Genomic DNA, 24,555 nt, shown 5'->3' on the forward strand with positions numbered 1-24,555 from the left:
CGGACGGCCCCGAGTCGGTCACTCCTCCGGACGCCGGGGGGACTTACGGTGCCGCGGCGGACGGCGTCCGCCCGTGGAGGAGCGGCGTGCGGTGCGTGCTCCGGGGGCCGCCCGCCCGAGCAGCTCGGGGGTGCCGGCCGGAATCCCCGTACTGGACGGGGCCGGGCTTCCCGCCGGTGCGGCGAGCGGGTGTTCCCTGCCTCGAGATCCCGGGGAGGCGTGCCGGGCGCCGCGACGGGGCGGGCGCCGTCCGGTGCGGCACTAGCTCCGATAAGCCCGGCGCTCCTTGGCCTCTCGCAGCGCCTCCCCCCACCACACCAGCTGGTCCAGCATCGCCTTGGCCGCCGCGTCGGGCCCCGAGGCGTCCTTCAGGCGGCCCGTGTCGTCGAAGGAGGCGCCCGCGTTGTGGAAGGAGACCGTGTCGCGGACGGTGACGGCGTGGAGTTCGGCGAAGACCTGGCGCAGCTGCTCGACCGCGCGGAGACCGCCGGCCATGCCGCCGTAGGAGACGAGGGCGACGGGCTTGGCCTGCCACTCGGTGAAGTGCCAGTCGATGAGGTTCTTCAGACCGGCCGGGAAGGAGTGGTTGTACTCGGGGGTGAGGACGACGAACGCGTCCGCCGACGCCAGTTTCGGCGTGATCCCCGCGAGCGCCGCCGTCGCCTCCGGGCCGCGCTCCATGGAGGTCGGCAGAGCGGCCGTCTCCGCGACGTCCACGACCCGCGGGACGATGTCGGCGCGCTCGCGCAGACGGGCGAGGAGCCAGTCGGCGACCACGGGGCCGAAGCGGCCGTGCCGGTTGCTGCCGACGACGAGTGTGACCTTCAGGGGTTCGGTTGTGGTGTCCATGCGGCACAGCCTGATACCTCAAGCTCTGTTGAGGTCAAGCCCGTCCCGCGGCGCGCGTCCCGGGCCCTGCCCGGTTCCCGCCCGCGGCGCCCGGCCCGTCACCCCGCCTCCCGCCTCTTCTCCCCCGGCCCTCTCCTCCCCCGGCGCACGGCCGCCCCGGTCTGCCCGGCATCCCGGTCACCCGTTCATCCCCGCGCCCCGCGCCCTTCGGACACTTCCCGACGCACCGTCAGCCGGACCGCGCTGACCAGGCGAAACGCCTGCCACCGGCTGCGCGCCGGCAGGCGGGCCGGCACCCGTTCACCGCATTTCTGACACCCTCTCAGGAAGCGGGCGGACCCGGGTGCCACTTACCTCGGAAGGGCAGGGCGCGACAACGGCGGCACACCCGGGTGCCGCGGGCCGTGTCCCGACCGCTGAGCTCTAAGGAGCACCGATGCGACGTACCGCCCGCCCGACGGCCGGGGCCGTGACCGGGGCCGCGCTCGCCGTCGCCGCAGTGACCGGTCTCGCCGCCCCCGCGCACGGCGCGGGCACCGTCGCCGCCCCGGCGCGCCCTCCCGGTAAGGCCGCGGGCGGTCTGGAGGTGGTCCCGTACTCGGTGGAGCCGGGCGGGCAGGTCACCGTGAACACCACGTCGTGCGGCCGGAGCGCCGCCGCGGCGGGGGACGCGAGCGCCGTCGGCGCGGGACCCTTCACGCTGGCGCCCGGCGGACGCGCGGGCGACGCGACCGGCCGGTTCCGGGTCCCGGAGAGCGCGCAGCCGGGGACGTACGAGATCGTCGCGGCGTGCGCCGAGGGCGACCGCGAGGTCCGGGGCGACCTGGTGGTCACGCTGACCGCGCCGAAGGAGCCGGGGAAGGAACAGGTGCAGCCCCGGGGAAGCGTGCGGACGGGGGTCGGCGGAGCCCTGGGCCACGACCCCGTGCAGACCGCGGCCGGCGTGACGGCGCTCGCCGTCGCCGCCGCGGGCGGTACCTGGCTCCTGCACCGCCGGGCGAGAGGCGACGGGATCTGACGGACGCCCTCCGCCGTCCGTCCGCCGGTACCGCACGTCCCTCCCCTCCGGGCACGACGCCCCTCGCCGCCCGGAGGGGCACGGGGCACCGCAGTGCACGACCGGAAGAGGGATTCGCATGCGCAGGATCGGCAACACCGCCATAGTCTCCGTCACCGTGGTCGCCCTCTGCTCCGGCGCCTGGCTGCTGCACAGCGCCGGCACCAGCCACGCGCCGCCCCAGCCCGCCGCGGCCGAGGGCACCCCCGACCCCCGCGAGGAACAGCTCGGCGCCCCCGCGCTGCCGCCGTCCCCGCCCACCCGCATCCGCATCCCCTCGATCCGGGTGGACGCCCCCATGACGGGCCTCGGCCTGACCGCGTCCGGCAGCCTCGACGTCCCGCCCGCCGACGAGGACAACCTCGCCGGCTGGTACGAGGCCGGCACCGCGCCCGGCGAGCGGGGCACCGCGATCGTCGCCGGCCACGTCGACAACACCCGCGGCCCGGCCGTCTTCTACGACCTCGGCGCGCTGAAGAAGGGCAGTGTCATCGAGGTGGAGCGCCGCGACGGCGAGGTCGCGGTGTTCACCGTGGACGCGGTGGAGGTGTACGAGGCGAAGGACTTCCCCGACGAGAGGGTCTACGGCGCGGCGAAGCGCCCCGAGCTGCGGGTGATCACCTGTGGCGGCGGCTACTCGAAGGCGACCGGGTACCAGGGCAACGTCGTCGTCTTCGCCCACCTCACCGGCAGCCGCTGAGGCCGGCGCCGGCGGCCGTCCGAGGGGTTTGCCGGCGGTGCGGACCGGCACTGTCGTCCGCCTTGCTAATGGGAAGGCCCTGGCCGGACGACGACGCCGGACGCCGGAGGAGGCCGACGCCCACGCCACGGGTCGTGATCAGGGGCCTCGCCCTGTTCGGCGCGGTGGTGACCAGGACCAGGCAGGTGCTCCACCCCTCCCCCGGCCGGTGAGGCCCGGACGGACGCCGCTCGCGGCCGGGGGCCTTCGCGGTGGCCCTCCGCGACCCGGCCGGCCGACGGCGCGGCCGCCCGGCCGCCGGCCGTCGCCTTCCCGCCCGCCTCCGGCGCTCAGGCCACCCACTGCTGGTAGGCCAGGTTCGCCACCAGGGCGAACACCACGGTCAGCAGCACGACACGGACGAATCCGCTGCCCTTCTTCAGCGCGGTGCGCGCGCCCAGGGTGCCGCCCGCCAGGTTGAAGACGGCCAGGACCGCCGCGAGCTGCCACAGGACCGAGCCCTGCCAGGCGAAGGTGGCCAGGGCGCCCGCGTTGGTGCAGCAGTTGACGATCTTCGCGGTGGCGGAGGCGGTCACCAGGTCCAGGTGGAGTACGGCGGTCAGCGCCAGGACGAGGAAGGTGCCGGTGCCGGGACCGATGAACCCGTCGTAGAAACCGATGCCGAGACCCGCCAGACCGATCGCCGCAAGGACCCGGCGGCGGGAGGCCGGGCCGGGCGCCGGTGCGGTGCCGAACGCGGGCCGCAGGATCACGAAGGCCCCCACCGCGAGCAGCACAACCATGATCACGGGCTTGAGCACGTCGGTGCTCATCCCGGCCGCGAAGAAGGCCCCGGCGCACGACCCGGCGAGCGCGGCCAGGCCGATCCGGACGGCCGTGCGGACGTCCACCGGCGCCCGGCGGGCGTAGGTCACGGCCGCGCCGGTCGTGCCGACGATGGCGACCGCCTTGTTGGTGCCGAGCACGGAGGCGGCCGGGGTGCCGCCGGGCAGCCCGAGCAGCAGCACCGGCAGCAGCAGGAGCCCGCCCCCGCCGACCACGGCGTCGATCCAGCCGGCCGCGAGGGCGGCGAGGCACAGCAGGCAGACGACGGTCAGCGATATGTCGGGCATGATCGCGAGCCTAGGGAGGAGAAAGGTGTGCGGTCCACGGACCTGAGGGACTTCTGAGGTAGGCGCGCCGCCGGGCCCCCGGCGCCGGCCCGCCTCACCCGCGCCCCCGCCGCCGCGGACCCCTCACACCCGGGCCGGTGCGCCGCTGAGCGCAGCGTTCCCCACGGGAAACAGCGGGGATGCCGCCGGGTAACGTCCGCGCCGCACGCTCGTCGGCATGACCCCGAACGAGTGTGGCCCGGTGAACGGCGCCGGCCTCGCGGGCGCGACACCCGCCCGGCGGTTCGCCGGGCTCCGGCGCGCCCGCGCCGGCCGCCGGCGAGGAGGGGCACCGGCCGCAGGACCGGGCGCCGCTCGCCGAGGCGCCGGACGGACGGTGCCCGCCCGAGGCGACCGCAGGGCCCGCGCCCGCCCGGCCGGCCCGGGCCCGGGACACATGCGTCGACCGCGCCGCCCGCCCGGGCCCCGGTCGGCGGACCCGGCACCGCCGGCGCGCCCGCCCGCGCCCGGGAGGGACGCGACCGCTCCCGACGGACGGCGTCCCCGCTCCACCCGCCCACCGATGATGGAGGCTCCTGATGTCCACCACGGCTCTTCGTGACCGGCCCCGCCCCACGATCGTGCTCGTCGGCCACGGCATGGTCGGCCAGCGCTTCCTGGAGGCGCTCGCCGAGCACGGCCTGACCGCCACGCACCGCGTGGTCGTGCTGTGCGAGGAGCCGCGCCCCGCCTACGACCGCGTGCGGCTCACCTCGTACTTCTCGGGCCGGACGGCCGAGGAACTCTCCCTGACCGACATGGGGTTCATCGACGGTCACGGCATCGAGCTGCACGTCGGCGACCCGGCGGCAAGCGTCGACCGGGAGGCCCGTACGGTCACCGCGCGCTCCGGTCGCACCGTCGGCTACGACGTCCTGGTCCTCGCCACCGGCTCCGTCCCGTTCGTCCCGCCGGTCCCCGGCAGGGACGCCACGGGCTGTTTCGTCTACCGCACGATCGAGGACCTGCTCGCCATCGAGGAGTACGCCGGGACGCGGGCGACGACCGGCACGGTGGTCGGCGGCGGACTGCTGGGCCTGGAGGCGGCCGGCGCCCTCCACGGACTCGGACTGGCCACCCATGTCGTGGAGTTCGCGCCGCGCCTGATGCCGGTGCAGGTCGACGAGGGCGGTGGCGCGGCGCTGCTGCGCACCATCGAGGGGATAGGTCTGACCGTGCACACCGGCACGGGCACCCAGGAGATCGTCACCGGCCCGGACGGCGCGGTGACCGGCATGAAGCTGTCCGACGGTTCCGAACTCGCCACCGACATGGTGGTGTTCTCCGCCGGCGTCCGTCCCCGCGACCAGCTGGCCCGGGCCTCGGGTCTCGCGGTCGGCGAGCGCGGCGGCATCGTGGTGGACGCGCGCTGCCGTACGGTCACCGACCCGCGCGTCTTCGCGATCGGCGAGTGCGCGCAGGCGGTCGACGGCCGGGTGTACGGACTGGTCGCGCCCGGCTACGAGCAGGCGGAGACCGCGGCGGCCACCATCGCGGCGCGGGATGCGGAGTTCACCGGCGCGGACCTGTCCACCGAGCTGAAGCTCCTCGGCGTGGACGTGGCCTCCTTCGGCGACGCGCACGGCACCGCCGGGGACTGCCTGGACGTCGTCTACTCCGACTCCCGCGCGGGCCTGTACAAGAAACTGGTCATCGGCCGGGACGGCACGCTGCGGGGCGGCGTCCTGGTCGGCGACACGGAGGCGTACGGCACCCTGCGGGCGTTCACCGGTTCGGTGCCCCCGGTCCCCCCCGAGTCGCTGGTCGTGCCCGCGGGCGCCGGCGCCCCCGCGCGGCTCGGCCCCGCCGCCCTGCCGGACGACGCGGTGGTCTGCTCCTGCCACAACGTCACCAAGGGCACGATCCGCGGCGCGGTCACCGGGCACGGGTGCGCCACCGTGCCCGAGGTGATGAAGTGCACCCGGGCCGGCACCGGCTGCGGCAGCTGCTCCAAGGTGCTCACCCAGCTCGTGGACGCGGAGCTGGAGGCGAGCGGCGTCGAGGTCGACAGGGGACTGTGCCGCTGCTTCGCGCAGACCCGCGAGGAGCTGTACGAGATCGTCCTCGCCCTGCGCCTGACCTCCTACCAGGCCCTCCTCGACCGGCACGGCCGCGAGGGCGCCCGGGGCGGCGACGGCTGCGAGACGTGCAAACCGGCCGTCGCCTCGATCATCGCCTCGCTCGCCCCGGTGATCGGCGCCGACGGCCATGTGCTGGACGGCGAGCAGGCCGCGCTGCAGGACACCAACGACCACTTCCTGGCCAACCTGCAGAGGAACGGCTCGTACTCGGTCGTCCCCCGCGTGCCCGGCGGCGAGATCGCCCCCGAGAAGCTCATCGTGATCGGCGAGATCGCCCGGGACTTCGGCCTCTACACGAAGATCACCGGCGGCCAGCGGATCGACATGTTCGGCGCCCGGGTCGAGCAACTGCCGTCGATCTGGGCCCGGCTGGTGGACGCGGGCTTCGAGTCGGGGCACGCGTACGGCAAGTCGCTGCGCACGGTGAAGTCCTGTGTGGGGCAGACCTGGTGCCGCTACGGCGTGCAGGACTCCGTGCGGATGGCGATCGACCTGGAGCTGCGCTACCGGGGCCTGAGGTCGCCGCACAAGCTGAAGTCGGCGGTCTCCGGGTGCGCCCGCGAGTGCGCGGAGGCCCGGTCGAAGGACTTCGGCGTGATCGCCACCGCGAACGGCTGGAACCTGTACGTCGGCGGCAACGGCGGCGCCACCCCGCGCCACGCGGACCTGCTGGCCCAGGACCTGTCCGACGCCGAACTGACCCGGCTGATCGACCGGTTCCTGATGTTCTACATCCGGACCGCCGACCGTCTGGAGCGCACCAGCGTGTGGCTGGAGCGGATCCCCGGCGGCCTGGACCACGTGCGGGACGTGGTCGTCCACGACTCGCTCGGCATCTGCGACGAGCTGGAGAGCCTGATGGCGGCGCACGTCTCCCACTACCGCGACGAGTGGGCCGAGACCGTCGGCGACCCGGCGAAACTGGCCCGGTTCGTCTCCTTCGTCAACGCGCCCGGCACCCCGGACCCGGTCGTCGGCTTCGTCCCCGAGCGCGGCCAGATGAAGCCCGACCTGCCGTTGCTGTCCATCGGCATGCGCCCCTCGGACACCGAGGAACTGGAAGGAAGCACCCAGCGATGACCCTGGCACCCGAGACGACCGGCCTGAAGGTCCAGCTGCGCCTGGCGGGCGGCTGGTTCACCCTCTGCGACCTGACCGCGCTGCTGCCCGGGCGCGGGGTCGCGGCCCTGTTGCCGGACGGACGGCAGGCGGCCCTCTTCCGCGACCGGTCCGGCCGCCTGTACGCCATCGACAACCGGGACCCGTTCACCGGCGCGGCGGTGCTCTCCCGCGGCCTGACCGGCACCGAGGGCGACCGCCCGTTCGTCGCCTCCCCCCTGCTCAAGCAGCGCTTCGACCTGGAGTCGGGGCGGTGCCTGGAGGACGGGACGGTACGGGTGGCGGCGTACGAGGTCCGGGCCGTGTGACGGGGGGGCGCCGCGGTGCGCCGTGCCCCGGCACAGGGCGGGGGCGGCACCCCCGCACAGGGTGCCGCCCCTTCGGCGGACCGGAGTCCTCGTCGCAATCGGTAGTGAGGGTCGGGGACCACGACGAGGACTCCGGGGTCTTTCTCCGGTGCCTACCGGTGGTCGCTGCCCTCCGACCGGGAGGCCGCGCGGCCGGCCTCGAGGCGGGCGACCGGGATGCGGAACGGGGAGCAGGAGACGTAGTCCAGGCCGACCTCGTGGAAGAAGTGCACGGACTCCGGGTCGCCGCCGTGCTCGCCGCAGACGCCGAGCTTGAGGTCGGGGCGGGTGGCCCGGCCGGCCAGGGCGGCGGACTTCACCAGGGAGCCCACGCCGTCCTTGTCGATCGTCTCGAACGGGCTGACGCCGAAGATGCCCTTCTCCAGGTACGCCGTGAAGAAGCTGGCCTCCACGTCGTCGCGGCTGAAGCCCCACACCGTCTGGGTCAGGTCGTTGGTGCCGAAGGAGAAGAACTCGGCGGCCTCGGCGATCTGGCCGGCGGTGAGCGCGGCGCGCGGAAGCTCGATCATCGTGCCGATCGCCAGCTTCAGCCGCGTGCCGGTGGCGCCCTCGACCTCGGCGATGACCCGGTCGGCCTCCTCCCGCACGATCTCCAGCTCCTGGACGGTGCCGACCAGCGGGATCATGATCTCGGCGCGCGGGTCGCCCTTGGCGTTCCGGCGCTCGGCGGCGGCCTCGGCGATGGCCCGGACCTGCATGGTGAACAGACCGGGGATGACCAGGCCGAGGCGTACGCCGCGCAGGCCCAGCATCGGGTTCTGCTCGTGCAGCCGGTGCACGGCCTGGAGCAGCCGCAGCTCGTTCTCGTGCGGCTCCTGGCGGGACTCGGCGAGGGCCACGCGCACCGACAGCTCGGTGATGTCGGGCAGGAACTCGTGCAGCGGCGGGTCGAGGAGGCGGATGGTGACCGGCAGGCCGTCCATCGCCTCGAACAGCTCCACGAAGTCCTTCTTCTGGAGCGGGAGGAGCTGCTTGAGGGACTCCTCGCGCTCGGCCTCCGTGTCGGCGAGGATCAGACGCTCGACCAGTTCGCGGCGGTCGCCGAGGAACATGTGCTCGGTGCGGCACAGGCCGATGCCCTGGGCGCCGAAGCGGCGGGCGCGCAGCGCGTCCTCGGCGTTGTCGGCGTTGGCCCGCACCCGCAGCCGGCGCTTGCGGTCGGCGAAGGCCATGATCCGGTGCACCGCCTCGACCAGTTCGTCGGCGTCGTCGGCGCCGGCGTGCATCCGGCCCTCGAAGTACTCCACGACCGGGGACGGGACGACCGGGACCTCGCCGAGGTAGACCTTGCCGGTGGAGCCGTCGATGGAGATGACGTCGCCCTCCTCGACGACGTGTCCGCCGGGGACCGTCATACGGCGGCGCTTGGTGTCGACCTCCAGCTCCTCCGCGCCGCAGACACAGGTCTTGCCCATGCCGCGGGCGACGACGGCCGCGTGGGAGGTCTTGCCGCCGCGCGAGGTCAGGATGCCCTCGGCGGCGATCATGCCGTCCAGGTCGTCGGGGTTGGTCTCCCGGCGGACCAGGATGACCTTCTCGCCGGAGCGGGACCACTTCACGGCGGTGTACGAGTCGAAGACCGCCTTGCCGACCGCCGCGCCCGGCGAGGCCGCGATGCCCCGGCCGACCTGCTCGACCTTCGCGCCGTCGTCGAAGCGGGGGAACATCAGCTGCGCGAGCTGGGCGCCGGTGACCCGCTGGAGGGCCTCGGCCTCGTCGATCAGTCCCTGGTCGACGAGCTGGGTGGCGATACGGAAGGCGGCACCGGCGGTGCGCTTGCCCACCCGCGTCTGCAGCATCCACAGCTGCCCGCGCTCGATGGTGAACTCGATGTCGCAGAGGTCCTTGTAGTGGTTCTCCAGGGTCTCCATGATCCGCATGAGCTGGTCGTACGACGTCTTGTCGATCTGTTCCAGCTCCGCCAGCGCGACGGTGTTGCGGATGCCCGCGACGACGTCCTCGCCCTGCGCGTTCTGCAGGTAGTCGCCGTAGACGCCCTGGTGGCCGGAGGCGGGGTCGCGGGTGAAGGCGACGCCGGTGCCGGAGTCGGGGCCGAGGTTGCCGAAGACCATGGAGCAGACGTTGACGGCGGTGCCCAGGTCGTGCGGGATGCGCTCCTGACGGCGGTAGAGCTTGGCGCGCTCGCCGTTCCAGGAGTCGAAAACCGCCTTGATGGCGAGGTCCATCTGCTCGCGCGGGTCCTGCGGGAAGTCCCGGCCGGCCTCGGTCTTGACGATCTTCTTGAACTTGGCGACCAGCTTCTTCAGGTCAGCCGCGTCCAGCTCCGTGTCGACGGCGACCTTCTTGGTCTCCTTGGCCTTGTCGAGGGCGTCCTCGAAGAGCTCGCCGTCGACGCCGAGGACCGTCTTGCCGAACATCTGGATGAGCCGGCGGTAGGAGTCCCAGGCGAAGCGGTCGTCGCCGGCCTGCTTGGCCAGGCCCTGCACGGACTTGTCGGAGAGACCGATGTTCAGGACGGTGTCCATCATGCCGGGCATGGAGAACTTCGCCCCTGAGCGGACCGACACGAGGAGGGGGTCGTCGGCCTGGCCGAGCTTCTTGCCCATCTTGCGCTCGAGCGCGTCGAGGTGCGCACTCACCTCGTCACGCAGTGCCGTCGGCTCCTCGCCGCTGTCGAGGTAGACCTTGCAGGCCTCGGTGGTGATGGTGAAGCCCGGCGGGACGGGAAGGCCCAGGTTGGTCATCTCGGCGAGGTTGGCGCCCTTGCCACCGAGGAGGTCCTTGAGGTCCTTGTTGCCCTCGGTGAAGTCGTAAACGAACTTCACGCCCTCAACGCTGTTGCCGCGTTCGGCTACCTGGGGATCTTTGTTTTCCGACACGGGTCTCGACTCCTCGAGGACGCGGTGGCTGCCCTGACGGCGAGGAACATACCCAGATCAAAGGCCTGTGGGTACGTCCACTCGTGCGTCATGCGCCCGTAACCAGCGGTCCGCCAGCGGATCGAAAGTCAAGGCTTGGCAAGTCGTCAGGGCCCGATGTTTTCACTTCTTGAACGGAGCCGGCTCATCCGACCCCCTTTTCCGCTCATGTGAGCGAGCCTCAGCACGGGTGATTTCGATCGATGAACGATCAAGGGATGGCACTGAGTGCCATCCCTTGATGAGGTGCAACCGCGCAAGATCCGCTCATCTGAGCGCAGCCCCTATCAAGGGTGGCGAGAATCACGCTGCCACAGGGCCATGGATTTCACCATGCGGACGAGTTTTCGCTTCCGTGGCAGCGGATCGGACGGGCCGACCGGCGGCCCTGCGGACGGGGACCCGGCGGTGGAACCGGGCGGCATACGCGAATGACGGATCGGGGCCGGGCCGCGGGGGCGAAGGCCCAGGTCGGGAGCGCCGCTCTTGGCCCGGAACCGTCATTGCCCCCCCGCGACCGTCCCACCGCGACCGGCCGGGGGGTCGGGGCTCGGAAGGGCTGGCCGACGCCTTCGGCCGGCGCCGGGGGCGGGGCGGCGCGGGCCGCCCCCGGCGTCGAGACCCGCTCGGCCGCCGGCCCGCCGGCGCTCAGCCGCCGGAGGTGTCCAGCTCGGCGTCCTCGCCGACGCCCGCGCAGTCGTACGGGTCCTTCAGCCAGCCGTCCGGCAGCACCACCCGGTTGTTGCCGGAGGTGCGGCCGCGCGGTCCGTCGGCGCCGGCCGGCCAGGGCTGGTTGAGGTCCAGCTCGTCCAGGCCCGCGCGCAGCTCGGCCAGGGAGGAGGTGATCGCGAGCCGCTTGCGCATCTCGGAGCCGACCGCGAACCCCTTCAGGTACCAGGCGACGTGCTTGCGGAAGTCGATGACGCCCCGCGACTCGTCGCCGAGCCATTCGCCGAGCAGGGTGGCGTGGCGGACCATCACGTCGGCGACCTCGCGCAGGGTGGGCCGCACGAAGGCGTCCGTACGGCCCTCGAAGGCCGCCACCAGATCGGCGAAGAGCCATGGCCGGCCCAGGCAGCCGCGGCCGACGACCACGCCGTCGCAACCGGTCTCGCGCACCATCCGCAGCGCGTCCTCGGCCGACCAGATGTCGCCGTTGCCCAGCACCGGGATCTCCGGCACGTGCTCCTTCAGGCGGGCGATGGCCTCCCAGTCGGCGGTGCCGCCGTAGTGCTGGGCGGCTGTGCGGCCGTGCAGGGCGATGGAGGTCACGCCCTCCTCGACCGCGATCCGGCCGGCGTCGAGGTAGGTGATGTGGTCGTCGTCGATGCCCTTGCGCATCTTCATCGTGACCGGCAGGTCGCCCGCCCCGCTGACCGCCTCGCGCAGGATGGCGCGCAGCAGGTTGCGCTTGTAGGGCAGGGCCGAGCCGCCGCCCTTGCGGGTCACCTTCGGGACCGGGCAGCCGAAGTTCAGGTCGATGTGGTCGGCGAGGTCCTCCTCCGCGATCATGCGGACGGCCTTGCCCACCGTCGCCGGGTCGACGCCGTACAGCTGGATGGAGCGCGGCCGCTCACTCGCGTCGAACCTGATCAGCTGCATCGTCTTCTCGTTGCGCTCGACCAGGGCCCGGGTGGTGATCATCTCGCTGACGAACAGGCCCTTGCCGCCGCTGAACTCCCGGCACAGGGTGCGGAAGGGGGCGTTGGTGATACCGGCCATGGGAGCCAGCACCACCGGGGGCCGGACGGCGTGCGGACCGATCTGCAAGGGGGACTCGGGCGTGGGCATTCCCCCATTGTCGCGTATCGCTCCGGCCTCCGTGCCGCACGCCCGTACGGATCGTGTATCAGTCATTAGTTAACCGCACTATCGAACGCGTACCATGGCACACATGCCCGAGCTCAGCCACCGCCGACGGCTGCTGGTGCTCGCGATCTGCTGCATGAGCCTGCTGATCGTGAGCATCGACAACACCGTCCTGAACGTCGCCCTGCCCTCGATGCAGCGCGAGCTGCACGCGAGCACGTCCGGCCTGCAGTGGACCATCGACGCCTACACGCTGGTGCTCGCGGCGCTGCTGATGCTCGCCGGCTCCACGGCCGACCGGATCGGCCGCAAGCGGGTCTTCATGACCGGCCTGATCGTCTTCTGCGTCGGCTCGCTGCTGTGCTCGCTGGCGCCCAACCTCGAACTGCTGATCGTCTTCCGCATGGTGCAGGCGGTCGGCGGCTCGATGCTCAACCCGGTCGCGATGTCGATCATCACCAACACCTTCACCGACCCGCGCGAGCGCGCCCGCGCGATCGGCGTGTGGGGCGCGGTGGTCGGCATATCCATGGCCGCGGGACCGCTGGTCGGCGGCCTGCTGGTGGAGTCGGTCGGCTGGCGTTCCATCTTCTGGGTCAACCTGCCCGTCGGCCTGGCCGCGCTCCTGCTCACCCTGCGGTTCGTCCCCGAGTCCCGGGCGCCGAAGGCCCGCCGTCCCGACCCGGTGGGGCAGGTCCTGGTCATCGCCCTGTTCGGGGCGCTGACGTACGCGATCATCGAGGCCCCCGACGCCGGCGCCGCCACGGTCTGGCCGTTCGCCGTCGTCGCGCTGGCCGCCCTGCTCGGCCTGCTGTGGTACGAGCCGCGCCGCGCCGAACCCCTCATCGACCTGCGCTTCTTCCGGTCCGCTCCGTTCAGCGGGGCCACGGTGGTCGCGGTCAGCGCGTTCGCGGCGCTCGGCGGCTTCCTGTTCCTGTCCACGCTGTACCTGCAGAACGTGCGCGGTCTGGACGCCCTGCACGCGGGCCTGTGGATGCTGCCGATGGCGGCGCCCACGTTCCTGTGCGCGCCGCTGTCCGGGCGGCTGGTCGGCAGCCGCGGCCCCCGGCTGCCCCTGCTGGTCGCCGGGGTGGCCATGACGGTCAGCGCGGTGCTCTTCGCGGCCTTCGAGGCCGAGACCTCGAACCTGACGCTGGTCATCGGCTACGTCCTGTTCGGCATCGGCTTCGGTTTCGTCAACGCGCCCATCACCAACACGGCCGTGTCCGGGATGCCGCGCGCCCAGGCGGGGGTCGCCGCGGCCGTGGCCTCCACCAGCCGGCAGCTCGGGCAGACCCTCGGCGTCGCCGTCGTGGGCGCGCTGCTGGCCTCCGGCGCCGGCTCGTCCTCCTACCGGGACTCGTTCGTCTCCGCCGCCCGGCCGGGCTGGTGGGTCCTGGTGGCGTGCGGCGTGCTGGTCCTGGTGCTGGGCGCGGTCACCTCCGGCCGGTGGGCCAGGGGGACGGCGGAGCGCACCGCCGAGCGGCTCCAGGAGCACGAGGTGCGCCAGGCGGCGGCCGTCGGCGCCTGAACCGCGCGGCGGACCCTAGGCCCGCCGCTCCAGGGCGATCGCGTGCAGCTTCTCCAGCCGTGCGCGCGACTCGTCGTCCGCCGGCACGTACGTCACCATGCGCGGACCCACATCCGGGGTCAGCCACAGATCGGTGTGGTCGACGGTCACGCTGCCGACGAGGGAGTTGCGGAACTCCTTGCGCTTGCTCGCCGGGGCGACCACCTCGTGCCGGTCCCACACCTCGCGGAAGTCCGGCGACTGGTCGCGCAGCCGCTTCAGCAGCGTCTTCCAGGCGGGCTCGGCGAGGTGGCCGGCCATCGCGGCGCGGAAGCGGGCGGCCATGTGCCGCAGGGCGTCGTCCAGGTGCACGATCGAGGAACGCCACTCCTGGTGGGTGTACGACAGGACCATGCAGTTGCGGTCCTCGGGCGGTACCGCGTCCAGGTCGCACAGAAGCAGGCCGTAGGTGCGGTTGTGGGCGAGGATGTCGTACCGGCTGTTCTGCAGGCAGGCCGGGAACGGCTCGAGCTGCTCCAGGACCGCGCGCAGCGCGGGGGTGACCGACGGGCAGACCGTGGACGGCGCCGGGTCCGTCGCGCCCGCCAGCTGGAAGAGGTGGGCGCGCTCGCCGGGGTCGAGCAGCAGGGTGCGGGCGAGGGCGTCCAGGACCTGTACGGAGACCTGGATGTCGCGGGCCTGTTCGAGCCAGGTGTACCAGGTGACGCCGACCGCGGAGAGGTGGGCCACCTCCTCGCGGCGCAGCCCGGGCGTGCGCCGCCTGGGACCGCGGGGCAGGCCGACCCGCTCGGGGGTGATGTGCTCGCGGCGGTGGCGGAGGAAGGCGGCCAGTTCGTGCCGCCGGATCGCCGAGGCCGTGGCCTGTCCGCCCCGTTCACCCGGGGCGTCGGCCGCTCCCGCCGGGGCCGGGCGCACCGCGGCCGGCCCTGCCGGTGCCTTCTGGGCCATGATGGTCATGCCTCCATCCTGCCGCCGCGCGGACCCTGTTGCCAGGTACTTCCGCTACCAGGATAAGGACACTCTGGTACCCGTCTCACAACGGGCGCAGGCTCGTGGCCGTGACCACTCCCACCATCTCCTCACGCGTCGTCCGGCCCGTCGCGGCGCCATCCGCGCTGGGCGGGCCCGGACTCTTCACGGTGCTGCTCGGCGCGGCACTGCCGCTCATCGACTTCTTCATCGTCAACGTCGCCCTGCCGGCGATCGGCCAGGACCTGCACGCGGGCGAGGCCGTGCTCGAACTCGTGGTGGCCGGGTACGGAGTGGCGTACGCCGTGCTGCTCGTGCTCGGCGGCCGGCTCGGCGACCTGTTCGGCCGGCGCCGGCTCTTCCTCGGCGGCATGGCGGCCTTCGGCCTGACCTCGCTGGCCTGCGGGCTCGCCCCCGGCGCCTGGACGCTGGTCGCGGCCCGGGCGGCGCAGGGCGCGTCGGCCGCCGCGATGCTGCCGCAGGTGCTCGCGACCATCCAGGCCACCACCTCCGGTCCCCGCCGGGCCCGGGCGATGAGCCTGTACGGCGCGACGGCGGGCCTTTCCATGGTGGCCGGGCAGATCCTCGGCGGCGTCCTGGTCGCCGCGGACGTCTGGGGCACCGGCTGGCGCGCGGTGTTCCTGGTGAACGTGCCCGTCGTGGTGGCCGGCCTGGTGCTGGCGCTGCGCGCCGTCCCGGAGACCCGCTCGCAGCACCCGGAGCCGGTGGACGGCCCCGGCACGGTCCTGCTGGCGCTGTCCCTGCTGGCGCTGCTCGCGCCGCTCACCGAGGGCCGCGCGGCGGGCTGGCCGCTGTGGACGTGGCTGTCACTGGCCGCGTTCCCGCTGGTGGCGGCCGCGTTCTACGCGGTGGAGCGGAGGGCGGACCGGCAGGGGCGTACGCCCCTGGTGCCGCCGAGCCTGTTCCGCCTGGTGTCCCTGCGCCGCGGCCTGACGCTGATCGTGCCCTTCTCCATCGGCTTCAGCGGCTTCATGTTCGTCGTCGCGGTGGCGTTGCAGCAGGGCGCGGGCCTCGGCCCGGTCCCGGCGGGGCTGGCGCTGGCCCCGATGGCGGTCGCCTTCTTCCTCGTCTCGCTGGCCGGGCCCCGGCTGGTCGCCCGGTACGGCACCCGCGTGGTGACGGCGGGCGCGGTCGTGCAACTGGTGGGCGTGGGACTGATGGCGCTGACCGTCCAGCGGTCCTGGCCCCAGCTGGGCTTCGTGGAACTGCTCCCCGGAGCGGCCGTGGCCGGTGCGGGGCAGGCGCTCCAGCTGCCCGTGATCTTCCGGATCGTCCTCTCCGAGGTGCCGGCCGCCCGGGCCGGAGTCGGCAGCGGGGTCATGGTCACCACCCAGCAGTCGGCGCTGGCGCTGGGCGTGGCCACCCTCGGCACGCTGTTCCTGTCGCTGGTGCCCGGCACGGGCATGCGGGACGCCCTGGTGATCACGCTCCTGGTCCAGCTCGCGGGCGTGGTCCTGACCGGGCTGCTCAGCCTCCGGCTGCCGCGCGCGATCGGCTGAGGGCCGGCGCCCGTGTGCGGACGGCCCGTTCCGGTGGGCGACCGCGTGGCCGCGGCCGGTCACCGCCCGTAGGTCACACTGTGTGACCAGTCGGACAAAGGTAAGAAACAAGTGAACGGGTCACCCCCGCCCGACCTGCGGTTTCTCATCAAACAAACCCCGCTCCGGGCCGAGTTCGATCTCCGTCGACATGCCGCGCCGGCGAACCCGGGCAAACCTGGAGTAGCGCGAACGGCCCCCCACCCGGGGGCCTTCGCTCCGCAGGGGGAAGTCCGTCGAACAACGGGAGACCACCATGCACGCCACTCTCCGCCGTCGCTGTATCCGCACTCTGGCCGCGGGCGCCCTGTCCGCCGCGCTGGTGTCGGTCGGATCGGCCGGAGCCTTCGCCGCCGACTCGGCGCCGATGCCGAAGCCGAGCCCCACGCACACCATGACCGCGATGGCCAAGTCCATCTCGATCAAGGCCAGCCACAGCCGGATCAGGGCCGGGCAGAGCGTGACGCTCACCGGGCGCACCGCCAACCTGGCGGCCGGCACCAAGCTCACCGTCCAGCGCCTGCACAACGGCAAGTGGACCACCCTGCGGGCGACCACCGTGGTCAAGAAGGGCGACACGTACACCGTGACCACGAAGCTCGCCGCCAAGGGCACGGAGCACCTGCGCGTGGTGTCCGGTCCGACGCGCTCCAAGACGATCACCGTCGACGTGATGTGACCGGGAGCGGCACGGTGCTAACGGGCTCGTAGTCCGCACAGCACCAGTTCGAGCACCGCCTCGAACTCCTCCTCGATCGCCGGCCGCTTCCACTCCCCCGCGTAAGCCGGGTCGTGGAAGCGGCCGGTGGCATGGAAAAGGGCACGCGCCGCGGAGTTCGGGTCGGCGGCCGTGAACACGCCGGCGGCGGCGCCCGCCGCGACGATCCCGGTCAGCTGGGCGGTCAGTTCGGCGACGTGCTCGTCGACCACCTCTCCGCTGTCGCCGACGAGGACGGAGTACGTGGCGAACAGCTCGGGGTCGCCGCCGGCCTTGCGGCGCTTGGCGTCGAACAGCGCCCTGAGCCACTCGCGCAGCCGCTCCTCCGGGTCCCGGTCGGCGGCGGCGATCCCGGCCAGGAGGCCGGAGGTCCGGTCCAGCCAGCGCTTGGTCACCGCCGCCCGCAGCGCGGCCTTGGTGCGGAAGTGCCGGTAGACGCTGCCGTGGCTGACGCCGAGGGCGCGGGCCACGTCCACCACGGTCGCCTTGGCCGGACCGTGGCGGCGCAGCACCTCCTCGGTCGCCTCCAGGATGCGTTCGGCGGTCAGGGACTCGGTGGCGGGTGACATGTCGTAGACCGTACCCGCGCCGGGATCAGTGTTCGCTGTCCAGGTGTGCCATCTGCGCCCTCGGGTAGCGCTCGCCGGCGGCCGCGTGGGCCGGGACGGCCTCCTCGATCGCCGCCAGGTCGGCCTCGTCCAGCGTCACGTCCAGGGCGCCCAGCGCCTCCGTGAGCCGTTCCCGGGTGCGCGCTCCGATCAGCGGCACGATGTCCTCGCCGCGCGAGAGCACCCAGGCGATGGCGGTCTGCGCGACCGTCACGCCCTTGCCATCGGCGACCTTCCGCAGCGCGTCGACGAGGTCGAGGTTGTGCTGGAGGTTGTCGCCCTGGAAGCGGGGCGAGTGCGCCCGGAAGTCGTCGGCGGCGAGCCGCCGGTCGCGGGTGAAGTGCCCGGAGATCAGGCCGCGCGAGAGAACCCCGTACGCCGTGATGCCGATGCCCAGCTCGCGGGTGGTGGGCAGGATGCGGTCCTCGATCCCGCGCGAGATGAGCGAGTACTCGATCTGCAGGTCCGCGATCGGCGCGGTGGCGGCGGCCCGGCGGATCGTGTCGGCGCCGACCTCGCTCAGGCCGATGTGGCGCACATGGCCCTTCTCGACCAGTTCGGCGATGGCGCCGACCGTCTCCTCGATCGGCACGTCGGGGTCGACGCGGGCGATCCGGTAGACGTCGATGTGGTCGACGCCCAGGCGCTGGAGCGAGTAGGCGGCGAAGTTGCGCACGGCGGCCGGCCGGCCGTCGAAGCCGCTCCAGTCACCGTCGGGGTCGCGCAGCGCGCCGAACTTCACGCTGACCAGGGCCTGCTCGCGGCGGGCGGCGGGGGCGGCGCGCAGTGCCTCGCCGATCAGCATCTCGTTGTGGCCCATGGCGTAGAAGTCGCCGGTGTCGAGCAGGGTCACGCCCGCCTCCAGGGCGGCGTGGATCGTGGCGACGGACTCGGACCGGTCCACGTCGTCGTACAGCGCGGACATGCCCATGCAGCCGAGGCCGAGGGCGGAGACCTGGGGGCCGGTGGCGCCGAGGTGTCGGATGTCCATGGGAGAGCTCCTTGGGGGTGTCTCGGGAGGACGTGCCCCCACTCTGGCATGACAGATGACAGATTTCAATAGCTGTCATCTGTCATGCCAGGGCGCCGGAGTTCGGCCGCATCTGGTCCAGACCTATTGACGAAAGGTCTGGACCAGAGGAATGTCATGGCTGCGACATCACTGCCCCGATCCCTCACCGCACCCCCACCGGGAGGCTCCGCATGATCCGCCGCAGACTCCGGCTGCTCGCCGCCGCCCTGGCGACCGCCTGTCTGGCCCCGCTCGCCCTCGCCCTCGCGCCCGCCGCCTCGGCCGCCGCCCCCGCCGCCGCGGGCGACACCTGCGCCGTGAAGTCCCGCCCCGCCGGGAAGGTGCTCCAGGGCTACTGGGAGAACTGGGACGGCTCCTCCAACGGCGTCCACCCGCCCTTCGGCTGGACCCCGATCACCGACTCCCGGATCGCCGCGCACGGCTACAACGTGATCAACGCGGCCTTCCCGGTCATCCTCTCCGACGGGACGGCCCTGTGGGAGGACGGCATGGACACCGGCGTCAAGGTGGCCACGCCCGCCGAGATGTGCGCGGCCAAGGCGTCCGGCCAGACCATCCTGCTCTCCATCGGCGGCGCGGCGGCGGGCATCGACCTGAACTCCTCGGCGGTGGCGGACCGGTTCGTCGCGACGATCGTGCCGATCCTGAAGAAGTACAACTTCGACGGCATCGACATCGACATCGAGACCGGCCTGACCGGCAGCGGGAACATCAACCAGCTCTCCACGTCCCAGGCCAACCTGATCCGCATCATCGACGGCGTCCTCGCCCAGATGCCGTCCGGCTTCGGCCTGACGATGGCCCCGGAGACCGCCTACGTCACCGGCGGCAGCATCGTCTACGGCTCGATCTGGGGCGCCTACCTGCCGATCATCAAGAAGTACGCCGACAACGGCCGGCTGTGGTGGCTGAACATGCAGTACTACAACGGCAGCATGTACGGCTGCTCCGGCGACTCGTACTCGGCCGGCACGGTGGCGGGCTTCAACGCCCAGACCGACTGCCTGAACAAGGGCCTGGTGATCCAGGGCACCACCGTCAAGGTCCCCTACGACAAGCAGGTCCCGGGCCTGCCCGCCCAGCCGGGCGCGGGCGGCGGGTACATGTCCCCCTCCCTGGTCTCCCAGGCCTGGAGCCACTACGGCGGGGGCCTGAAGGGCCTGATGACCTGGTCGGTCAACTGGGACGGCTCGAAGAACTGGACCTTCGGCGACAACGTGAAGGCGCTCCAGGGCCGTTGAGCCACGAAGAACGCCGTACGGCCGCCGAGTGACTCGGCGGCCGTACGGCGTCTCGGGACCGTTCGGTCAGCAGCCCAGCAGGCGTCCGGCCAGGTAGCCCTCGATCTGGTCCAGCGACACGCGCTCCTGCTTCATGGAGTCGCGCTCGCGGACGGTGACGGCGTTGTCCTCCAGGGTGTCGAAGTCGACCGTCACGCAGTACGGCGTGCCGATCTCGTCCTGGCGGCGGTAGCGACGGCCGATGGCGCCGGCGTCGTCGAAGTCGATGTTCCAGTTCTGCCGCAGCGCCTGGGCGAGACCCTTGGCCTTGGGCGACAGCTCCGGGTTGCGCGACAGGGGCAGCACCGCGACCTTCACCGGGGCCAGGCGGTGGTCCAGGCGCAGCACCGTGCGCTTCTCCATCTTGCCCTTGGCGTTGGGCGCCTCGTCCTCGACGTAGGCGTCGAGGAGGAAGGCGAGCATCGCCCGGCCGACACCGGCCGCGGGCTCGATGACGTACGGCGTCCAGCGCTCGCCGGCCTCCTGGTCGTAGTAGGAGAGGTCCTGGCCGGAGGCCTTGGCGTGGGCGCCGAGGTCGTAGTCGGTGCGGTTGGCGACACCCTCCAGCTCGCCCCACTCGCTGCCGCCGAAGCTGAAGCGGTACTCGATGTCGGCGGTGCGCTTGGAGTAGTGGGAGAGCTTCTCCTTGGGGTGCTCGTACCAGCGCATGTTCTCCTCACGGAGACCCAGGCCGGTGTACCAGTTCCAGCGCTGCTCCATCCAGTATTCCTGCCACTGCTCGTCCTCGCCCGGCTTGACGAAGAACTCCATCTCCATCTGCTCGAACTCGCGGGTGCGGAAGATGAAGTTGCCCGGCGTGATCTCGTTGCGGAACGACTTGCCCATCTGGGCGATGCCGAACGGCGGCTTACGGCGCGAGGTGGTCTGCACCTGGGCGAAGTTGGTGAAGATGCCCTGGGCGGTCTCGGGGCGCAGGTAGGCGACGGAGCCGGTGTCCTGGGTCGGGCCGAGGTGGGTGGAGAGCAGGCCCGAGAACTGCTTGGGCTCGGTGAACTGGCCCTTGTTGCCGCAGTTGGGGCAGTTGACGTCGGCGAGGCCGTTCTCCGGGGCGCGCCCCTTCTTCTCCTCGTACGCCTCCTCCAGGTGGTCCGCGCGGAACCGCTTGTGGCACGCGGTGCACTCGGTCAGCGGGTCCGTGAAGGTGGCGACGTGTCCGGAGGCGACCCAGACCTCGGGGGCCAGGATCACGGACGAGTCGATGCCGACCACGTCCTCGCGGGACGTCACCATGTAGCGCCACCACTGGCGCTTGAGGTTCTCCTTGAGCTCGACACCCAGGGGGCCGTAGTCCCAGGCGGCACGCTGGCCGCCGTAGATCTCACTGCAGGGGAATACGAAGCCACGGCGCTTGCTCAGGCTGACGATGGTGTCGATCTTGTCGGCGGCCACGGTGCTCTCTTCATTACGACGACGGGCGACGAAGCGAGACGCTTCAGAGCGAATGCTTCAGAGTACCGGCGGGGGTCGCCCCTCAATCAAATCGGTGCCGGTTGTCGGGGCTGCGAGGCCGCTTCGATGACCCTGCGCCAGGGCTTGTTGACAACGGTTTCCATTTTTGTTGAAAATGGATGTCATGAACGTACGACGACGCCTCATACCGGGGACCGCGGTCGCGGCGGCCACCGCTGTCGCCCTCGGCACCCTCTCCGCCTGTTCCTCCGCCGACGCCGCGGCCGGCAACACGGACAAGTACGACGTCGTCACGTCGTTCTATCCGATGACCTTCCTCGCCGAGCGGATCGGCGGCAGCCACGTCCACGTCACCACCCTCACCAGCCCCGGACAGGAACCGCACGACCTGGAGATCAGCGCCCAGCAGACCGTCGGGCTCCAGAAGTCCGACGCCGTCCTCTACCTCAAGGGCCTGCAGCCCGCCGTGGACAGCGCCGTGGCCCAGTCGGGCCCCCGCACCAGGATCGACGCCGCCGCCCTGACCACGCTGGAGGTGCACGGCAACGAGGTGGGCGGCCACGCGGCGGCCCACGACGGCCACCGGGGCGAGGAGTCCGGCGCCAAGGACCCGCACGTCTGGCTCGACCCGGTGCGCTACGCGCAGATCGCCGAGGGCGTCGGCAAGGCCTTCGAGAAGGGCGACCCCGAGCACGCGGCGGACTACCGCAGGAACACCGCCGCCCTGGTCGGGCAGCTCCACGACCTGGACGAGCGGTTCGCGAAGGGCCTCGCCGGCACGAGGTCCAAGGTCTTCATCACCACGCACGCCGCCTTCGGCTACCTCGCCGAGCGCTACGGCCTGACCCAGGAGGCCATCAGCGGCCTCGACCCGGAGTCGGAGCCCAGCGCCGCCCGGGTCAGGGACCTGCAGAAGACGGCGAAGGCCGACGGCGTCACCACCGTCTTCTACGAGACGCTCGTCAGCGACCGGACCGCGCGCACCGTCGCCGGCGACGCGGGCCTCAGGACGGACGTCCTCGACCCGATCGAGGGCATCACGAAGAAGTCCCGCGGCACCGACTACCTCTCCGTCCAGGAAGCCAACCTGAAGGCCCTGCGACAGGCTCTGGGCGCCGAGTGACCGGCATGGAGGACGACACCATGGGCGAGCCCGTCATATCCCTGCGCGGCGTCAGCGCCGACCTCGGCGCCCGCCCCGTGCTGCGCGGCGTCGACCTCACCGTGCGCCGCGGCGAGGTCGTCGCGCTGCTCGGCGCGAACGGTTCCGGCAAATCGACCGCCGTGCGCACCGTCATCGGCCAGGTGCCGGTGACCGCCGGCGAGGTCGAGCTGTTCGGCACCCCCAGGCACCGCTTCCGCGACTGGGCACGGGTGGGCTACGTCCCGCAGCGCACCGCCGCCGCGGCCGGCGTCCCCGCGACGGTCACCGAGATCGTCTCCTCCGGCCGCCTCGCCCGCACCCGCTTCGGCCTGTTCCGCCGGGCCGACCGGGACGCCGTACGCCGGGCGCTGGAGCTGGTCGGCATGGCGGACCGCGCCGGGGACTCCGCGTTCGCCCTCTCCGGCGGCCAGCAGCAGCGGGTGCTGATCGCCCGGGCGCTGGCCGCCGAGCCCGAGCTGCTGATCATGGACGAGCCGCTGGCCGGCGTCGACCTGGCCAGCCAGGAGGTGCTGGCCCGCACCCTGCGGGAACAGGTCTCGGCCGGTGCGACGGTGCTGCTGGTGCTGCACGAACTGGGCCCGCTGGAGCCGCTGATCGGCCGGACGGTCGTCCTGCGCGACGGCCGCGTGGTGCACGACGGCCCGCCCGACGGGGACGGCGGCGGGGGCGCCGCCCACCACTGCCCCGATCCGCACGACACCACCGCCGATCCGATCCGCACGGGACTGCTCAGCTGATGGAACTGTTGAACTACGCCTTCATGCAGCGGGCCCTGCTCGCCGCCGTCCTGGTCGGCGTCACGGCCCCCGCGATCGGCATCTACCTCGTGCAGCGCCGGCAGCCCCTCATGGGCGACGGCATCGGCCATGTGGCCATGACCGGCGTCGGCCTCGGCTTCCTGCTGGACACCTCGCCGGTGTGGCTGGCCACCGCCGTCTCCGCGCTCGGCGCGGTGCTGATGGAACTGATCCGCTGGTACGGCCGTGCCCGCGGCGACATCGCCCTCGCCATGCTCTTCTACGGCGGCATGGCGGGCGGCGTGATGCTCGTCAACCTCGCCCCGGGCGGGTCCAACGCCAACCTCGGCTCCTACCTGTTCGGCTCGCTGTCCACGGTCGCGCCCGAGGACGTCACGGCGATCTCGGTCCTGGCCGCGTTCGTGGTCGCGGTCACCCTGGGGCTGCGCCGCCAGCTGTTCGCGGTCAGCCAGGACGAGGGGTTCGCCCGGGTGACGGGGCTGCCCGTGCGCGCCCTGAACCTGCTCGTCGCGGTCACGGCGGCGGTCACCGTCACCGTCGCCATGCGGGTCGTGGGCCTGATCCTGGTCTCCGCCCTCATGGTCGTGCCGGTGGCCGCAGCCCAGCAGCTCACCCGGAGCTTCGCCGCGACCTTCGCCGTCGCCGTCGCCATCGGCGTCGGTGTCTCGATCGGCGGCACGGTCACCTCCTACTACCAGGACGTGCCGCCCGGGGCGACGATCGTGCTGCTGACCATCGCCGCGTTCATCGCGCTGACCGCCCTCGCCACCCCGCTGGCCCGGCGCCGCGCCCGGGCGCTCGCCGCGGCGCGCCCGGCGGGCGAACCGGTGGAGCACGCGATCCCAGCCACCCGCGAGCCCTCCGGCGAGGTCGGCGTCTGACCGCGCACAGCCCGGACTGGCACAATGGCCCCGGCAGGCGCAGCGCTAAGGAGGCAACCGGTGACTACCGCAGGACCGCCCGTGAAGGGCCGCGCCACCCGGCAGCGCGCCGCCGTCGCCGCGGCCCTCGACGAGGTGGACGAGTTCCGCAGCGCGCAGGAGCTGCACGACATGCTCAAGCACAAGGGCGACTCGGTGGGCCTGACGACGGTCTACCGCACCCTGCAGTCCCTGGCCGACGCCGGCGAGGTCGACGTGCTGCGCACCTCCGACGGCGAGTCCGTCTACCGCCGCTGCTCGACCGGTGAGCACCACCACCACCTGGTCTGCCGGGTCTGCGGCAAGGCGGTCGAGGTCGAGGGCCCGGCCGTGGAGAAGTGGGCCGAGGCGATCGCCCTGGAACACGGCTACCTCAACGTCGCCCACACGGTGGAGATCTTCGGTACCTGCGCGGACTGCGCGAAGACCTCCGGCTGAGCCGGTCCGCGCACGACCGCCCGTGGGCCGCCGGGGCCGGGCCGGCCCCTTCGCCGCGACCCGGGACCGACGGCGACACGGTACGGGCCCGAACGCATCCGGTCCCCGCCGGCGTCCGGCGGGGACACGGCG

Annotated in this window: 20 protein-coding genes; 12 read left to right on the top strand and 8 right to left on the bottom strand. The window is 72.6% G+C overall.

Annotated elements, in window-relative coordinates; all coding sequences use genetic code 11:
- Window positions 1–261: 261 nt before the first annotated feature.
- Window positions 262–849 carry an NADPH-dependent FMN reductase gene (locus ACF061_RS03095; RefSeq protein WP_392265029.1) on the bottom strand — a complete coding sequence of 196 codons (588 nt, stop codon included), beginning with the start codon at window positions 847–849 and terminating at the stop codon, window positions 262–264.
- 436 nt (window positions 850–1,285) lie between these two features.
- Between ACF061_RS03095 and ACF061_RS03100 the strand changes: the two genes are divergently transcribed.
- Together ACF061_RS03100 and ACF061_RS03105 are read left to right on the top strand one after the other, a co-directional pair.
- On the top strand, window positions 1,286–1,867 hold the full coding sequence (locus ACF061_RS03100; RefSeq protein WP_392265030.1) for a hypothetical protein: 582 nt from the start codon (window positions 1,286–1,288) through the stop codon (window positions 1,865–1,867).
- Window positions 1,868–1,985: 118 nt separating this feature from the next.
- Complete coding sequence (locus ACF061_RS03105) at window positions 1,986–2,606, top strand: class F sortase (protein ID WP_392265031.1); 621 nt, start codon at window positions 1,986–1,988, stop codon at window positions 2,604–2,606.
- Window positions 2,607–2,935: 329 nt separating this feature from the next.
- Here ACF061_RS03105 and ACF061_RS03110 read toward each other — a convergent pair whose 3' ends face one another.
- Window positions 2,936–3,718 (bottom strand): sulfite exporter TauE/SafE family protein, encoded by a 783-nt coding sequence (locus ACF061_RS03110; RefSeq protein WP_392265032.1) that lies wholly within the window; start codon window positions 3,716–3,718, stop codon window positions 2,936–2,938.
- Between the two features lie 578 nt (window positions 3,719–4,296).
- Between ACF061_RS03110 and nirB the strand changes: the two genes are divergently transcribed.
- Both nirB and nirD read left to right on the top strand, forming a co-directional pair.
- Window positions 4,297–6,918 carry a nitrite reductase large subunit NirB gene (gene nirB, locus ACF061_RS03115; RefSeq protein ID WP_392265033.1) on the top strand — a complete coding sequence of 874 codons (2,622 nt, stop codon included), beginning with the start codon at window positions 4,297–4,299 and terminating at the stop codon, window positions 6,916–6,918.
- On the top strand, window positions 6,915–7,265 hold the full coding sequence (gene nirD, locus ACF061_RS03120) for a nitrite reductase small subunit NirD (RefSeq protein WP_392265034.1): 351 nt from the start codon (window positions 6,915–6,917) through the stop codon (window positions 7,263–7,265). The genes nirB and nirD overlap by 4 nt, the downstream gene beginning before the upstream one ends.
- A 152-nt stretch (window positions 7,266–7,417) precedes the next feature.
- Here nirD and ppdK read toward each other — a convergent pair whose 3' ends face one another.
- Window positions 7,418–10,165 carry a pyruvate, phosphate dikinase gene (gene ppdK, locus ACF061_RS03125; protein ID WP_392265035.1) on the bottom strand — a complete coding sequence of 916 codons (2,748 nt, stop codon included), beginning with the start codon at window positions 10,163–10,165 and terminating at the stop codon, window positions 7,418–7,420.
- Window positions 10,166–10,852: 687 nt separating this feature from the next.
- On the bottom strand, window positions 10,853–11,995 hold the full coding sequence (gene dusB, locus ACF061_RS03130) for a tRNA dihydrouridine synthase DusB (RefSeq protein ID WP_392265036.1): 1,143 nt from the start codon (window positions 11,993–11,995) through the stop codon (window positions 10,853–10,855).
- A 103-nt stretch (window positions 11,996–12,098) separates the two neighbouring features.
- On the opposite strand from dusB, the gene ACF061_RS03135 reads away from it, so the two are divergent.
- Complete coding sequence (locus ACF061_RS03135) at window positions 12,099–13,544, top strand: MFS transporter (protein ID WP_392265037.1); 1,446 nt, start codon at window positions 12,099–12,101, stop codon at window positions 13,542–13,544.
- A 15-nt stretch (window positions 13,545–13,559) separates the two neighbouring features.
- Here ACF061_RS03135 and ACF061_RS03140 read toward each other — a convergent pair whose 3' ends face one another.
- A complete protein-coding gene (locus tag ACF061_RS03140; RefSeq protein WP_392265038.1) occupies window positions 13,560–14,501 on the bottom strand; it encodes a helix-turn-helix transcriptional regulator in 942 nt (313 codons plus the stop codon).
- A 101-nt stretch (window positions 14,502–14,602) separates the two neighbouring features.
- Here ACF061_RS03140 and ACF061_RS03145 point away from each other — a divergent pair, with 101 nt between their 5' ends.
- Both ACF061_RS03145 and ACF061_RS03150 read left to right on the top strand, forming a co-directional pair.
- A complete protein-coding gene (locus ACF061_RS03145; protein WP_392265039.1) occupies window positions 14,603–16,033 on the top strand; it encodes an MFS transporter in 1,431 nt (476 codons plus the stop codon).
- A gap of 295 nt (window positions 16,034–16,328) precedes the next feature.
- Window positions 16,329–16,751, top strand: coding sequence for a hypothetical protein (locus ACF061_RS03150; RefSeq protein ID WP_392265040.1), 423 nt, complete (start codon window positions 16,329–16,331; stop codon window positions 16,749–16,751).
- A gap of 17 nt (window positions 16,752–16,768) precedes the next feature.
- On the opposite strand, the gene ACF061_RS03155 is transcribed toward ACF061_RS03150, so the two are convergent.
- Both ACF061_RS03155 and ACF061_RS03160 read right to left on the bottom strand, forming a co-directional pair.
- A complete protein-coding gene (locus tag ACF061_RS03155; RefSeq protein WP_392265041.1) occupies window positions 16,769–17,359 on the bottom strand; it encodes a TetR family transcriptional regulator in 591 nt (196 codons plus the stop codon).
- Between the two features lie 25 nt (window positions 17,360–17,384).
- Window positions 17,385–18,389, bottom strand: coding sequence for an aldo/keto reductase (locus ACF061_RS03160; RefSeq protein WP_392265042.1), 1,005 nt, complete (start codon window positions 18,387–18,389; stop codon window positions 17,385–17,387).
- A 212-nt stretch (window positions 18,390–18,601) separates the two neighbouring features.
- Here ACF061_RS03160 and ACF061_RS03165 point away from each other — a divergent pair, with 212 nt between their 5' ends.
- Entirely contained in the window at window positions 18,602–19,672 is a 1,071-nt protein-coding gene (locus ACF061_RS03165; protein ID WP_392265043.1) for a chitinase, read from the top strand.
- Window positions 19,673–19,738: 66 nt separating this feature from the next.
- Here the strand turns inward: ACF061_RS03165 and ACF061_RS03170 are convergent, their stop codons facing one another.
- On the bottom strand, window positions 19,739–21,121 hold the full coding sequence (locus ACF061_RS03170) for a glycine--tRNA ligase (RefSeq protein WP_392265044.1): 1,383 nt from the start codon (window positions 21,119–21,121) through the stop codon (window positions 19,739–19,741).
- Between the two features lie 184 nt (window positions 21,122–21,305).
- Here ACF061_RS03170 and ACF061_RS03175 point away from each other — a divergent pair, with 184 nt between their 5' ends.
- From ACF061_RS03175 to ACF061_RS03190, 4 genes are read left to right on the top strand one after another with little or no spacing between them, the layout of a single operon-like run.
- Window positions 21,306–22,265, top strand: a complete 960-nt coding sequence (locus tag ACF061_RS03175) for a metal ABC transporter substrate-binding protein (RefSeq protein ID WP_392265045.1) — start codon at window positions 21,306–21,308, stop codon at window positions 22,263–22,265.
- Between the two features lie 20 nt (window positions 22,266–22,285).
- Entirely contained in the window at window positions 22,286–23,044 is a 759-nt protein-coding gene (locus ACF061_RS03180) for a metal ABC transporter ATP-binding protein (protein ID WP_392265046.1), read from the top strand.
- Entirely contained in the window at window positions 23,044–23,946 is a 903-nt protein-coding gene (locus ACF061_RS03185) for a metal ABC transporter permease (RefSeq protein ID WP_392265047.1), read from the top strand. Before ACF061_RS03180 ends, ACF061_RS03185 begins: the two co-directional genes overlap by 1 nt.
- Window positions 23,947–24,006: 60 nt before the next feature.
- Window positions 24,007–24,423: a Fur family transcriptional regulator gene (locus ACF061_RS03190; RefSeq protein ID WP_392265048.1), complete on the top strand. Its 417-nt coding sequence runs from the start codon at window positions 24,007–24,009 to the stop codon at window positions 24,421–24,423.
- The last annotated feature ends 132 nt before the right edge of the window (window positions 24,424–24,555 follow it).

It is taken from the genome of Streptomyces sp. NPDC015220 (assembly GCF_043079345.1).
In the GTDB taxonomy this organism is placed as follows: domain Bacteria; phylum Actinomycetota; class Actinomycetes; order Streptomycetales; family Streptomycetaceae; genus Streptomyces.